Source organism: Streptomyces sp. SCL15-4 (assembly GCF_033366695.1).
Taxonomy (GTDB): domain Bacteria; phylum Actinomycetota; class Actinomycetes; order Streptomycetales; family Streptomycetaceae; genus Streptomyces.
In genome coordinates, this window is the sequence record NZ_JAOBTQ010000001.1 from 3232960 (window position 1) to 3247177 (window position 14218).

Here is a 14218-nt window from a genome sequence, read left to right on the forward strand (position 1 = left end):
CCGAGGCCAAGGAGGTGCGCGCGGCCGGAACCGGCCGACTGGGCCGGACGTATGGGCCGGGTATAGATCCCGCGCCTACCGTTCCGGATATGGATACGGGAACGGCGATGGTGCGGCTTGAGTCCGTGAGCAGAGGATTCGGCAAGCGCGACAACAGGGTCATCGCCCTCGACGAGGTGACGCTGGACTTCCCCGAAGGGGTCTTCACCGCGGTGATGGGCCCCTCCGGTTCGGGCAAGTCGACCATGTTGCAGTGCGCGGCCGGCATAGACCGGGTCGACTCCGGCGAGGTCACGCTGGCGGGCACCCCGCTGCGCGGCCTGAGCGAGGCCGCGCTGACCAGGCTGAGACGACAGCATGTCGGCTTCGTCTTCCAGACCTTCAATCTGATCCCGTCGCTGACCGCGCGGCAGAACGTGGCGCTCCCGCTGATGCTGGCGGGGAGGAAACCCGCCCGCAAGGCCGTGGACGCCGCGCTGGAGCGGCTGGGGCTGGGCGAGCGCAAGCAGCACCGTCCCGGCGAGCTGTCCGGCGGCCAGCAGCAGCGGGTCGCGATCGCGCGGGCGCTGCTGACCGGGCCGAAGGTGCTGTTCGCCGACGAGCCGACCGGGGCGCTGGACTCCAAGTCCTCCCGGCAGGTCATGCAGTTGCTGCGCGAGCTGGTCGACACCAGCGGGCAGACCATCATCATGGTCACCCACGACCCGGTCGCCGCCTCCTATGCCGACCAGATCGTCTTCCTGGCCGACGGCCGTCCGGCGGGCGTGCTGGAATCCCCCACCCCCGAGCTGGCCGCGGCGCGGATCACGAAGCTGGAGCAGTCATGGTGAGGTTGGCGCTCGCGACCGTACGAGCCCGTGCCGTCTCGTACGCGGGCGCGTTCATCGCCCTGGCGCTGGGGGTCGGGATCATCGCGATGATGACCCTGGCCCTGTGGGCCGTGGGGTCCACCGATCTGTCGGGGCCGCAGCGGTACGCCGCGGCCCCCGCCGTCGTGACCCAGCCCGTCACCTACAAGCTGACCGACGACGACGGCGACGCGCGCGAGTTCCCGATCGCGCGCCCGGGCGACCTGCCCGCGTCCACCGTGCGCGCGCTGGCCGGCACCGGCCGGACCGTCGAGGACCGGTCGTTCTCCGCCCGGCTGCCCGGCGGTCCCGGCGACCAGGTCGGCCATCCGTGGTCGGCGGCCGCCTTCACCCCCTACCGGCTCGCCTCGGGCCGGGCCCCGCACGCCGCCGGCGAGATCGTGGTCGGCGGCGGCGATCCCGCCCTGGTCGGCAAGCGGGTCGAGGTCGCCGTGAACGGCACGTTCACCGGCTACAAGGTCGTCGGCGTCACCGCTCTGGTCTGGTTCGAGGATGCCGTGTTCTTCACCGACGCCGAGGCCAGGAGGCTGTCGCCCGGTGTCCAGGCCGTCGTGGCCTACGGCCCGCTCGGCGAGGTCCGCGAGGCGGCCGGGCGGGCGAGCGTGCTGACCGGGGAGTCCCGGCTGCTCGCCGAGGCCGACCAGGAGGGCGGCCGGGACCAGCTGAGGGACGCCGAGGGCATGGCGGGCACCTCGCTGATGATCGTGGCGTTCGTCGCGGTCTTCGTGGTGATCGCCACCTTCGCGTTCGTGGTGGACCAGCGCCGCCGCGAACTCGCCCTGTTCCGCACCATCGGGGCGACGCCCTGGCAGGTGCGGCGGATGGTGCTGCTGGAGGCGCTGCTGCTGGCGGCGGTCGCCTCCGCGCTGGGCTGTCTGATCGGCGGCCAGGGTGCCGCGCTCCTCCAGGACTTCATGATCGACAAGGACATCGCGCCGGCCTGGTACGAGATCGACGTCGTCTGGCCGCCCCTGGTGATCGCCTTCGCCGCGGGTCTGCTGTCGGCGATGCTCGGCACCGCCGCCGTGTCCTGGAAGGCGGGCCGGGTCAAGCCCGCCGAGGCGCTGCGCGAGGCCACCGGGCACCGCCGGGTGCTGACCCCCGTCCGCCTGGTGCTCGGTGTCGCCCTGCTCGGGCTGGGCCTGCAGAAGAGCCTGTCGGCGGTGGACAGCCCGCTCACCGCGATGAGCATGCAGAACTACTTCCCGGTGCCGGTGCTGATCGTGGGCGGCTGCGCGCTGCTGACCCCGCTGCTGCTGCGCCCGGTGCTGTTCCTCGCCTCCTGGCCGCTGGGCCGGCTCGGCGCCGGAGCCATGATCGTGCGGGAAGGCGCGCTGTTCGCCGGCCGCCGCACCGCCTCGGTCGCGGCGCCGGTCGTGCTGGCGCTCGGCCTCGGCGGCGCGCTGCTCACCGCGCCGATCGCCGCCGGCGACGCCGGCGCGGCGGGGCTGCGCGCCCAGGCCAAGGCCGACTACACGATGGTCGCCGACGACGGAGCCACCATCGGCGCCGCCACCCGGGAGAAGGTGCTCGCCCTGCCGGGCGTCCAGGCCGCCGCGCTGACCCCGGGCGAACTGCGGCTGTCCGGGGCGAAGGACCGCTACATCGGCACGCTGTCCAGCTGGGCGGTGGACCCGAAGGCGCTGGCCGCCACCCAGGACCTGAAGATCACCGAGGGCTCGCTCGACCGGTTCGGCGACCGGCAGCTCGTCCTCGACGAGGACACCGCGGCCGAGTTCGGCATCAAGGCCGGGGACGAGGTGAAGGCCGGGCTGCCCGACGGCACGGCGGTGAACCTGACGGTCGCGGCGCTGAGCGGACCGTCGGTGCTCGGCGAGACCGGCTATGTGTCCGGCGCCCACGCGGCCGGTGGCGAGCCGACCCGGATCGACGTGAAGGTCGGCCGCGGCGGCGACCGGGCCGCGGTGGCCGCCGCGCTGCGCGAGGCGGCGCACGACCAGCCGGTCAGGGTCGCGCCGATGGCCGAGTTCCTCGACGAGATGCGCGCCGACCAGCAGGACCAGGCGCGGCTCGCGACGCTGATCGTGTTCGGGCTGGCGCTCGGCTACGCGCTGCTCGCGATCGCCAACACCCTGGTCATGGCGGCCCCGGGCCGGCGCCGGGAGCTGGCGGCCCTGAACCTGTCCGGCGCCACGCGCGGCGACACGCTCAAGTACGTCGCGGCGGAGACCGCGGTCGCGGCGGTCGCCGGGGTGATCCTCGGCGCGGTCGCGGCCGGCCTGGTGGTGGCCGGCCAGCGGGCCGCGCTGACCAAGCTGGCCGGAGGGTTCGCCTTCGCGGTGCCGTGGGGGTCCATCGTCGCCGTGGGCGCCGCCTGCGCCGTCGTCGCGGTGACCGTCGCGGTCGTCGCCACCCGCTTCTTCCTGCGGGGCCGGCTGCTCGACCTGGCCGGCAAGGGAGAGTAGGACCCACGCCGAAAGGGGCGGGATCCACACGGATCCCGCCCCTTTCGCGTGCTCTCAGGCCCCGACGAGTCCTTCGAGGATCCCGCACAGCCGGTCGGAGGGGTCGTCGATGAAGTAGTGGTCGCCCGCGACCTCGGCGACCTCGAAGCCGCCGATGGTGTGCGCCGCCCAGCGGCCCATCTCCGCCGTCCCGCAGCCGTGGTCGGCGGTGCCGGCGATGGCGGTGACCGGGCAGGTCACCTTGGCGCCGGGCCGGACCGTGTAGGTCTCCGACATCGTCAGGTCCGCGGCCAGCGAGGGAGCCGCCAGCTGCCACAGGTCGGGGTCGGCCGCGGCCTGCCGGGCCGCCTCGCCCGAGCGCTCGGCCCAGGCCCGCAGCACGGCGTCCTCCCGGAAGTCCCGGCCGCTCGGCCGGTGGTCGGCGGGCGCCCTGCGGGCGGAGACGAACAGCCGGACGACCGGCGACGGGAACCTGGGGAGCATCCGGCGGGCCACCTCGAAGCCGACCGTGGCGCCCAGGCTGTGCCCGAACAGCGCCACGGGCGGGCCGTCCAGGGCGGTCAGCTCGTCCGCGATCCGGGAGGCCAGCGCCTCCAGGTCCTCGACCGGGGCCTCGGCACGCCGGTCCTGACGGCCCGGGTACTGCACGGCCACGACCTCGATCTCGGGCGTGAGCTTCTGTGCCAGCGCGCGGTAGAGGCCCGCGCCGCCGCCTGCGTAGGGAAGGCAGACCAGGCGGACGCGGGCCTCGGGCCGGACGTGGAACGTACGGAACCAGCTCACCGCAGACCCGCCGGGACGACGGGCTCGGCCATGGCCACGGCTATCCTGCGCGGCCCGGTGAACGGCTCCCGGCCGTGCGCCGCCAGCATGTTGTCGACCAGGAGCACGTCCCCGCGCCGCCAGTCGAACCTGCGACGGGCCGTGCGGTAGCGGTCGCGCAGATGGGCGATGACGTCGTCGGGGATGGTGCCGCCGTCGCCGTAGTAGCTGTTGGCCGGCAGGCCGTCGGCCCCGAACAGCTCCAGCAGGCCCTCCCGCACATCCGGCGGCAGCGTGCTGTCGTGGAAGAAGGTGATGTGGTTGAACCAGACGGACTCCCCGGTGACCGGGTGCCGGTGGACGGCCCTGCGGACGCCCTCGGTGCGCAGCACGTCGCCGTCTCCCCAGGACCAGCCGAGGTCGCGGCCCGCGCACAGGCGGGCGATCTCGTCGCGGTCCTCGGTGCCGAAGGAGGTCCGCCAGTCGACGCCGAAGCGCGGCCGGTAGTTGCGTACGACCATCCAGCCGCGCTCCACGAACTCCGCCCGGACCGCCGGGTCGATCGAGCGGTAGATCTCCCGGGTGTCGGCGAGCGGGGTCGCGCCCCGGGTGTGCGGCGGCTCGACGCAGGTGAAGAACAGCGTTCCGGGCCAGGACGCCTGGTAGGAGTTCTCGTTGTGCAGGAAGATCTCCTCGTCGGGCGGGTAGTCCGTGGAGGTGTAGATGTTGCCGTGCAGGGCCGTGCGCGGGGACGACTGCTCGGCGTACTCCAGCGGCGGGCCCGAGAAGGCGCGGACCACCTCGTCGACGCCGCGCAGCAGATCGGGGCCGGTGGGAAAGCCCCGCAGCAGCACGGCGCCGTGCCGGGTCAGCCGGCCGCGCAGGTCGTCGCGGTGCAGCGCGGTGAACTCCGCCAGCGGCGGGGCACCGGGCGCGCCCTCGATGAGGTGGGGCAGGTCGCTCATGGGATCTCCGATTTCTTCTCCGGGACGGACGGCCAGGCCAGCCGCATCTGTTCCTCGGCGGTGTGCTCGATGCGGTCCATCGCCCTGCGCAGCAGGGGCGGGGCCATGAGGGAGGTCACGATCGCGACGAGCACGATCGTGGTGTAGGCGGTGGCGTTCAGGACGCCGAGCCGCAGCCCGGTCATCGCGACGATCACCTCGATGACACCGCGGGCGTTCATGCCGGCACCGCAGGCCAGCGCCTCCGCCGTGGTGAGGCCGCTGGCCCTGGCCCCGATCCAGGCGCCGAGGAACTTGCCGGCGACGGCCAGCAGCAGGATGCCGGCGGCGACCGCGGCGACCGCGGGATCGGCCAGCGCGGTCAGGTCCATCCGCAGGCCGGCCAGGGCGAAGAACAGCGGCGCCAGGACGGTCAGGGTGACCGTGCGCAGCGGGACCAGGGCCTCCGGACGGGGATTGACCGACGCGATCACGACACCGCAGACGAACGCGCCGAACACGGCCTCGATGCCGAGTGCCTGGGTGGCCGCGCCGCCCAGCAGGAGGATGACCGCCACCGGCGCGATCGCCGGACCGCGCCGCAGCACGACGCGGGCCGCCGGCCGGAGCACGAACACGGCGACCAGCAGCACGGCGGCGATCTCGGCGACGGAGCCCAGCACGGTCTGTGTCCGCAGGCCGGTCGTGGCCATCGCGGACACCACCGAGAGCAACAGCCAGCCGACCACGTCGTCCATGACGGCCGCGGTCAGGGTCAGCTGCCCCACGTTGCGGTGCAGCAGGTTCATGTCCAGCAGGGTCTTGGCGATGACGGGGATGGCGCTCACGCACATCGCCACACCGAGGAACAGCGCGACGACCGTGCGGTCCGCGCCGCCCGACAGCAGCGACAGCGGCAGGACGAGGCCCGCCGCCACCCCGAAGGCGAGCGGCACCAGCAGCCCGCCGAGGCTGATCTTCGCCGCGGTCGCCCCGCGGGTGCGCACCAGCCGCAGATCCAGCTCGGCGCCGGACAGGCCGACCAGCAGCAGGACGCCGATCTGGCCGGTGGCGTCGAGGAGGTGCATCTGCCCGGTGTCCGGGCCGTGCCACACGCCGAGCGCGCCGAGCACGGACGGGCCGAGCAGCACCCCGGCGCACAACTCGCCGGCGATCGCGGGCAGGTTCACCCGCCGGGCCAGCCTGCCCAGGATCAGCGCGGTGCCCAGCAGCAGGCCCGCCTGGAGCAGAAACGTCAGCAACCGGTCCGCGGGAAGGGGCGCTACCGGATTCGCGGCTATCACCATGAGGCCGAGCGTCAAATCGGACCCGATAACGCGCCCATATTGCCGCTATACCCGTCCGGCGTCATGACCGGAGGTCGTTTTGCTATAGGCGGCTGATAGCCGGGCCGCGCACGCTCTCCGGCATGGAATACCAACGGCGGCTTCCGCTCTCCATGGCGCAGCAGGGCGTCTGGTTCGCCCATCAGCTGGACCCATCGGGCCGGCGCTACAACTGCGGTGAGTGCATCGACATCCGCGGTGACCTGGACCCCGAGGTGCTCCGGCGGGCCTGGGTGCGGTTGTGTTCCGAGGCCGAGGTGCTGCGGGTGACCTCGGTCGGCGAGGACGGCGAGGGTCTGCGGCAGTACGTGGCCGCGGCCCCGGCGGGTCCGCCTCCCCTGGTCGATCTGCGCGATGACGCGGACCCGGAGGAAGCCGCCCGGAAATGGATGGACGCCGATCTGGCGACATCCGTGGATCTGGAGAAAGGGCCGCTGTCGCACGCGGCCGTTTTCCGGCTCGGTCCGTCGCGGTTGCTGTTCTACTACAGAATTCACCACCTTCTCGTGGACGCCTACGGCGTGCATCTGCTGCGCGACCGGCTCGCCGCTCTGTGCGGCGAGCGGCCCGGCCCGGCCGGTTTCGAGCCGCTTGCGACCCTCGCGGAGGAGGAGGCGGGCTACCGCTCCTCGCCGCTGTTCGAGGCGGACCGCGCCTACTGGACCGCCCGCTTCGCGGACCGCCCGGAGCCCGTCCTGCTGCCCGGCGCCGCCCCGGCCGGCGACCGCCCGCCGCGCCTGCGCCGGGAGGAGCCGCTGCCCGGGGCCGGGCGCGCGGCGCTGGCCGGGGCCGCGCAGACCGTCGGCGCCACCTGGCAGACCGTCCTCGTCGCGGCGACCGCCGGCTATGTCCGGCGGATGACCGGCCGCTCCGACGTGATCCTCGGCCTGCCGGTCTCCGGACGGCGCGGCCCCCGCTCGCGGCGGGTGCCCGGGATGGCGACGGGCACGGTCGCGCTGCGCTTCGACATCCCGCCGGAGGCGAGCCTCGCCGACCTGGTGCCCGTGGTGGCGGCGGAGATCGGGACCGCGCTGCGGCACGAGCGCTACCGGCACGAGGACCTGTGCCGCGAGCTGGGCGTGACCGGGCGGGAGGGCGGTCTGCTCGGGACGCTGGTCAACTTCATGCCGTACGAGCGCGACCTGGACTTCGGCGGCGCCACCGGCCGGGTGACGAACCTGGCCTCCGGTCCCGCCCCCGATCTGTCCGTGGCGGTCAGCGGCCGGCCGGACGGCACGCCGGGCACGCTGCTCTTCGACGCCGGACCCGAGCTGCACGACGCCGACGGCCTGGCCGCGCACGCCGCGCGGCTGGCCGCCTTCGTCGCGCGGGCGGCGGCCTCGGTGCACACGCCGATCGGCGAGCTGGAGCTGCTGACCCCGGACGAGCGCACGGCCCTGCTGCCCCTCCGGGCGCCCTCACCCGCGCACACCGGTGACGTGCCGGGGCTCGTCGCCGCGCGGCCGGCCGGGGAGCCGGCCGTCGAGGCCGGGAAGACCACGCTGACCTACGGCGAACTCAACGCGCGGGCCGACGCGCTGGCCGCCCGGCTGCGCGCACAGGGCGCGGGACCGGGCACGAACGTGGCGCTGCTGATGCCGCGCACGGCCGGCCTCGTGGTGGCGATGCTCGCCTGCCTGCGGGCCGGCGCCGCCTACGTCCCGGTCGACCCCGGCTACCCGCGGGAGCGGATCGACCACCTGCTGGCGGACGCCGCCCCGGTGTGCGTCCTCACCGAGGAGGGTCCCGCCGGGACGGCCGGGAGCGGCTTCGGCCGTCCCGACCCGGACTCGGCCGCGTACCTCATCTACACCTCGGGCTCGACCGGTCTGCCCAAGGGCGTGGTCGTCCCGCACGGCGCGCTCGCCAACCTCGCCCTCGACCACGCCGAGCGGTTCGGGCTCGGACCCGGCAGCCGGGTGCTTCAGTACCTCTCGCCCGGTTTCGACGCCGCCGTGGGCGACATCTGGCCCGCGCTGGTCTCCGGTGCCACGCTGGTGCTCGCGCCGGACACCTCGGCGCTGGCGCCGGACGACCTCTCGGTGCTGCTGCGGGACGCCCGTATCACCCATCTGGCGCTGCCGACCGCCGTGCTGGCCGGTCTGCCCGCCCGGGAACTGCCCGGCCTGGACGTGCTGATCGTCGGCGGCGAGGCCGTGGACGAGGCGCTCGTGGCCCGCTGGGCGCCGGGCCGCCGCATGTTCAACATGTACGGACCGACCGAGACGACCGTGGCGGCGACCGGCAGCGGCCCGCTGTGCGCCGAGGGACGGCCGCCGATCGGCCGGCCCGTCTCCGGGGCCCGGGTCTACGTGCTGGACGAGCGGCTGGAGCCCGTCCCCGTCGGCTGCCCCGGCGAGCTGTACATCGCGGGCGCCGGCGTGGCGCGCGGCTACCACGGCCGCCCGGACCTGACCGCGGACCGCTTCCTGCCCTGCCCGTTCGGCCCGGACGGCGACCGCATGTACCGGACCGGGGACCGCGTCCGCCGGCGGCCGGACGGCCAGCTGGAGTATCTCGGCCGCGGCGACGGGCAGTTCAAGCTGCGCGGGCTGCGGATCGAGGCCGGCGAGGTGGAGGCCGCGCTGAGCCGGCACCCCGGTGTCCGCGCGGCGGCCGTGGCCGTGCGGGAGGACCGTCCCGGCGCCCGGCGCCTGGTCGGCTATCTGATCCCGGCCGGGCCGCTCGATCCGGCCGAGGTCCGGGAGCTGGCCCGGCGGATCCTGCCCGAGGCCATGGTGCCCTCCGCGCTCGTCGTGCTGGACGCGTTCCCGCTGACCCCGCACGGCAAGCTCGACCGCCGCGCGCTGCCCGCACCGCCCGAGGCGCGGCAGGACGACACCGACCTGCCCGGCTCCCCGGCCGAGGAAACGCTGCGCGCGCTCTTCGCCGACGTCCTGGGGCTGGACCGGGTCGGTGCCAGGGCCTCCTTCTTCGACCGGGGCGGCGACAGCATCATGGCGCTGCAACTGGTCAGCCGCGCCCGCAAGGCCGGGCTCGAACTCACCTCGCGCGAGGTCTTCCTGCACCCGACGCCCGCCGAACTGGCCGGCATCGCACGGCCGTTGCCCGACGAGGAGGCCGCCGAGCCGGAGGGCGCGGGCATCGGCGAGGTGCCGCTCACCCCGATCGTGGCCTGGCTGGCCGAACAGGACGTCCCCAGCTCGCGGTTCAGCCAGTCGGTGACGGTGCGGACGCCCGCGGGCACCACGTCCGAGGCCCTGGCCGACGGCCTCGGCATCCTGATCGACCACCACGACGCCCTGCGCCTGCGGTCGGACGGCGGCCGGCGCCTGGAGGTCAGGCCGCCCGGCACGGTCGTACCCGAGCTGACCGTCACGGCCGGAGCGGGCCGGGAGGACGAGCATCGCGCGGCCGCGCGGGACCGGCTCGATCCGGCGCGGGGCGTCCTGCACCAGGCCGTCTGGTTCCCGGGCGGACCGGGCGCCCCCGGCCTGCTTCAGCTGACCCTGCACCATCTGGCCGTGGACGGCGTGTCCTGGCGGGTGCTCCTCCAGGACCTCGCCTCGGCGATGACCGGCACTCCGCTGCCCGCGGTGGGCACCTCGGTGCGCACCTGGGCCCGCCGGCTGGCCGAGGCGGCACCGGAGCGGACCGGTGAGCTGGCGATGTGGGAGCGGATCGCGCGCACCGCCGATCCGGGGGCCGCGGCCGGCGGCCTGGACCCGGCCGCCGACCTGTTCGGCACCGCCCGCAGCCTGACCGTGGCCCTCCCTCCCGAGACGACCGGGGCGCTGCTCACCGAGGTGCCCGCCGCGTTCGGCGCGGGGGTCACCGAGGTGCTGCTGACCGGGCTGGCGCTGGCCTACCGCCGCTGGCGCGGCGCGGACGGCGCGGTGCTCTGCGACCTGGAGGGGCACGGCCGAGAGGACGTCTTCCCCGGTGTCCGCCTGGACCGCACCGTCGGCTGGTTCACCAGCATGTACCCGGCCCGCCTCGACCCGGGCGAGGTCGCCTGGCCCCAGGTGGTGGCGGCGGGCCCGGCGCTGGGCGACGCGCTCAAGCGGGTCAAGGAGCAGCTGCGCGAGCTGCCCGACCACGGCCTCGGCTACGGCATGCTGCGCTACCTCCACGAGCCGTCCCGGGCCCGGCTGTCCCAGCTGCCCGCCCCGCGCGTCGGCTTCAACTACCTGGGCCGGTTCTCCTCGGGACAGGACGCCGACTGGGAGCTGACCGACGGGGGTTTCCACGCCGACGCCGACCCGCGGATGCCGTTCGCGCACGAGCTGGAGATCGTCGCGGCCACCTTCGACGGCCCGTCCGGGCCCGAGCTGACCGTCACCGTGCACTGGCCGCGGCGGCTCTTCGCGGACGAGCGGGTCGCCGAACTGACCGGCCTGTTCCGGTCGGCCCTGGAGGGCCTGGCCCGGCACGGCCGGGAACCCGGGGCCGGCGGGCTCACCCCGTCCGACGTGCCGCTGGTCGGCCTGGACCAGGACGAGATCGACGAACTGGCCGGGCGCTACGGCCCGCTCGCCGACCTGCTGCCGCTCTCTCCGCTGCAAGAAGGTTTCCTCGTCCACAGCATGCGGACCGAGCACACGCTCGACGTCTACGCGGCCCAGCTGAGCGTCGACCTCGACGGGGACCTCGACGCCGCGCGGATGAGGTCCGCCGCCGAGGCCGCTTTGGACCGGCACGCCAACCTGCGCGCCGCCTTCTACTACGGCGACCTGGACGAGCCGGTCCAGGTCCTGCCGGCCCGCGTGGCGCTGCCCTGGCGGGAGGAGGACCTGGCCGGCCGTCCCGGCCCGGAGGCTGAGGCCGTACGGCTGGCCGCCGCGGACCGCCGGGGCCGGTTCGACCCGGCGGAGCCGCCGCTGCTGCGGTTCCTGCTGCTCAGGCTGGGCGCGCGGCGGTACCGGCTGGTGCTGACCGTCCACCACATCGTGTGGGACGGCTGGTCCACCTCGGTGCTGGTGCGGGAACTGTTCGCCCTGTACGCCGGGGACCGGCTCGCGCCCGTCACGCCGTACGGGCGGTACGCGGCCTGGCTCGCCGGCCGGGACCGGGACGCGGCGCGTCAGGCCTGGCGCGAGGCGCTGGCCGGCCTGCCCGGTCCGACCCTGGCCGGCACCACGGGCCGTACCGAGGTGGCGCACGAGCTGGTCGTCCGCGAGCTGGACGAGGCCACCACCGAGGCGCTGACGGCCCGTACGGCGGCGCACGGTCTGACGCTGAACACCGTCGTGCAGGGCGCCTGGGCCGTGGTGCTCGGCGAGCTGACCGGCGGCCACGACGTGGTCTTCGGCTCCTCGGTGTCCGGCCGGCCGCCCGAACTGCCCGGTGTCGAGGGCATGGTCGGGCTGTTCACCAACACCGTCCCGGTGCGGGTGCGGCTCGCGCCCGACGAGCCGTTCCTCGCCGCGCTGCTCCGCCTCCAGCGGGAGCAGGCCGCGTTGCAGCCGCACGACCACCTCGGCCTGGCCGAGATCCAGCGGGCGGTCGGCCTGCGCACCCTGTTCGACACCACGACGCTGTTCGTGAACTACCCGATGGATCCCTCCGCGTGGGCGGCGGCCCTCGGCGGGCGGCTGCGGATGCGCGCGTTCGAGGCCGCGGACGACACCCACTTCCCGCTGCGGCTGGCGGTCGTCCCGGGCGCGCGGCTGTCGCTGCGGCTCGGGCACCGGCCGGACGCCTTCGGACCCGACGAGGCGCGGCGGCTGGCCGCGCGCTGCGCCCGGGTGCTCGAAGCGGTCGCGCTCGGCCCGGACCCGCTGGTCCGCGATCTGTCCGATCCCGTTCAGGAAGGCACATCATGACCGAGGACCACGTATTCACCCTCACCGAGGCGGAGAGGGAGCGGACCGGGGCGGTCGCCGAGGCGCTCGCCGAGGTGGAGCCGCGCCTGGTCGACGACCGGAGCTGGCTGGACGCCTGCCGCGGGATGTCCGAGGAACTCCCCGGCCGGCTGCGCCGCAGACTGCGGGAGTTCCGGCACGACCCGGAGGCGGACGGCATGCTGCTGGTCCGCAACCTGCCGCTGGGTCCCGCGCTCGCGCCCACGCCCACCGTCCGGGAGTCGGTCGAGCGGGCGGCCACCCCGGCCGCCGGGACCATCGCCCTGGTCTCCTCGCAGCTCGGCGAGGTCATCGCCTACCGGGACGAGAAGAGCGGCGCCCTGGTGCAGAACGTCGTACCGGTGGCCGGCCGCGAGGAGCAGCAGAGCAACGCCGGTTCGGTCCCCCTGGAACTGCACGTGGAGAACGCCTTCCACGCCCACCGGCCGGACATGGTCGCGCTGCTGTGCCTGCGCCCCGACCACGACGGCGGCGCCGGTCTGCGGGTCGCCTCGGTCCGCCGGGCGATCGCGCTGCTGCCGTACGACGTGCGCAAGGTGCTCGGCGAGGAACGGTTCCGCACCGAGGTGCCGCCGTCCTTCGGCGGGCCCGGCGGACAGGCCCCGCCGCACCCGGTCCTGTGCGGCGACGTCGACGACCCCGACGTCCGGGTGGACTTCCACGCCACGCATCCCGGGGACGAGCAGGCCGCCGAGGCGATGACGGTGCTGCGGGCCGCCCTGGACACCGTCACCCGCGCCGTCTACCTGCGCCCGGGCGACCTCGCGATCGTGGACAACCGGGTCACCCTGCACGGCCGCACCCACTTCACCCCGCGCTATGACGGCGAGGACCGCTGGCTGCACCGCACCTTCATCCACCTCGACCACCGCCGGTCCCGCGCGCTGCGCGCCGACAACGGCCAGGTGCTGTCGTGAGGCGGCTCCCGCTGGTCGTCGTGGCCCTGCTCATGGGGCTGGTGCCCGCGGTGCCGGCCGCCGCCGCGAAGGGGGCCGGGACGCACCGGGCCGACCGGCCCGAGGTGGTCGTGATCGGCACCGGCGGCACCATCACCGGCGTCGCCGGGGACCGGGCCGCCTTCGAGGACTACGACGGCAGCGTGCTGCCGGTCGCGGACATCGTGTCCGGCCTGCGCCCGGAGCTGGACGAGGTGGCGCGGGTCTCCACCCGGGAGGGGCCGGAGCAGACCGCGATGACCGACTACTACGACCTGTCCCGCCAGGTCGACCGGGCGCTGCGCACGGCGGACGCGGTCGTGGTCACGGCGGGCACCAAGTCCCTGGAGGAGCTGGCCTACTTCCTCGACCTGACCGTGCGCAGCCCGAAGCCCGTGGTCGTGACCGGGTCCATGCGGCCGTCCAACGTGTTCGGCGCGGACGGCCCCGCCAACCTCTACAACTCGGTCGTGCTGGCCGCGAGCGGGCGCACCCGGTGCTTCGGCACGGTCGTGGAGTTCAACAACGAGATCCTCGCCGCCCGGGAGGCCACCAAGACCACCACGCTCCGCCTCGACGCCTTCCGGGCCGGGGAGGACGGGGTGCTCGGCACCGTGGACGGCGACCGCATCCGGCTGCCGCGGGCGCCCGCCAGGGTCCAGAAGTGCGGCAAGGACGGCTGGCGCACGCCGTTCGACCTGTCCGGGATCCGGCGGGCCAAGCTGCCGCGGACCGAGATCGTCGCCTCCTACCCGGACGCCGGCGGCGAGGCCATCACCGCGTTCGCCGACGCGGGCGTGGCGGGCATCGTCGTCGCCGGCGACCCCTCGCCCGGCGAGGCGGGCGCGCTGCGCGGCGCCCTCGGCAAGGGCGTGACGGTCGTGGCCGCGGCCCGGACGGGCGGCGGCGCCGTGTACGACGCCCACGCCCCCGGCGTCCTGCCCGCCGAGGACCTGCTGCCGCAGAAGGCCCGCGTCCTGCTGCTGCTCACGCTCGCCACCACCCGGGAGCCCGCGGCCGTCGCCGAGCGATTCGCCCGCTACGGCGTCCCGCAGTTCACCTCCTGACCCGCTCCCGCACCCCGGCACTCCCGTACTCCCGGCAGACCGAA

General features: G+C 74.9%; 8 protein-coding genes. 5 read left to right on the forward strand and 3 right to left on the reverse strand.

The genetic code is table 11. The features are described from left to right. Nucleotides 1-89: 89 nt before the first annotated feature. The gene (locus SCK26_RS13800) at nucleotides 90-830 is read left to right on the forward strand and encodes an ABC transporter ATP-binding protein (protein ID WP_318201609.1); all 741 of its coding nucleotides are present in this window, start codon (nucleotides 90-92) and stop codon (nucleotides 828-830) included. Beyond that, nucleotides 824-3295 carry an ABC transporter permease gene (locus SCK26_RS13805; protein WP_318201610.1) on the forward strand — a complete coding sequence of 824 codons (2472 nt, stop codon included), beginning with the start codon at nucleotides 824-826 and terminating at the stop codon, nucleotides 3293-3295. Before SCK26_RS13800 ends, SCK26_RS13805 begins: the two co-directional genes overlap by 7 nt. A 54-nt stretch (nucleotides 3296-3349) precedes the next feature. Here SCK26_RS13805 and SCK26_RS13810 read toward each other — a convergent pair whose 3' ends face one another. Genes SCK26_RS13810 through SCK26_RS13820 form a run of 3 tightly spaced genes read right to left on the reverse strand, consistent with a single transcriptional unit; the run spans nucleotide 3350 to nucleotide 6308 of the window. Beyond that, a complete protein-coding gene (locus tag SCK26_RS13810) occupies nucleotides 3350-4078 on the reverse strand; it encodes a thioesterase II family protein (protein WP_318201611.1) in 729 nt (242 codons plus the stop codon). Next, nucleotides 4075-5022 carry a TauD/TfdA family dioxygenase gene (locus SCK26_RS13815; protein WP_318201612.1) on the reverse strand — a complete coding sequence of 316 codons (948 nt, stop codon included), beginning with the start codon at nucleotides 5020-5022 and terminating at the stop codon, nucleotides 4075-4077. Before SCK26_RS13815 ends, SCK26_RS13810 begins: the two co-directional genes overlap by 4 nt. Further along, nucleotides 5019-6308, reverse strand: coding sequence for a cation:proton antiporter (locus tag SCK26_RS13820; RefSeq protein WP_318201613.1), 1290 nt, complete (start codon nucleotides 6306-6308; stop codon nucleotides 5019-5021). The genes SCK26_RS13815 and SCK26_RS13820 overlap by 4 nt, the downstream gene beginning before the upstream one ends. A gap of 122 nt (nucleotides 6309-6430) precedes the next feature. Between SCK26_RS13820 and SCK26_RS13825 the strand changes: the two genes are divergently transcribed. From SCK26_RS13825 to SCK26_RS13835, 3 genes are read left to right on the forward strand one after another with little or no spacing between them, the layout of a single operon-like run. Further along, a complete protein-coding gene (locus SCK26_RS13825; protein ID WP_318201614.1) occupies nucleotides 6431-12133 on the forward strand; it encodes a non-ribosomal peptide synthetase in 5703 nt (1900 codons plus the stop codon). Continuing rightward, nucleotides 12130-13089: a TauD/TfdA family dioxygenase gene (locus tag SCK26_RS13830; RefSeq protein ID WP_318201615.1), complete on the forward strand. Its 960-nt coding sequence runs from the start codon at nucleotides 12130-12132 to the stop codon at nucleotides 13087-13089. Before SCK26_RS13825 ends, SCK26_RS13830 begins: the two co-directional genes overlap by 4 nt. Then, nucleotides 13086-14174 carry an asparaginase gene (locus SCK26_RS13835; RefSeq protein ID WP_318201616.1) on the forward strand — a complete coding sequence of 363 codons (1089 nt, stop codon included), beginning with the start codon at nucleotides 13086-13088 and terminating at the stop codon, nucleotides 14172-14174. Before SCK26_RS13830 ends, SCK26_RS13835 begins: the two co-directional genes overlap by 4 nt. The last annotated feature ends 44 nt before the right edge of the window (nucleotides 14175-14218 follow it).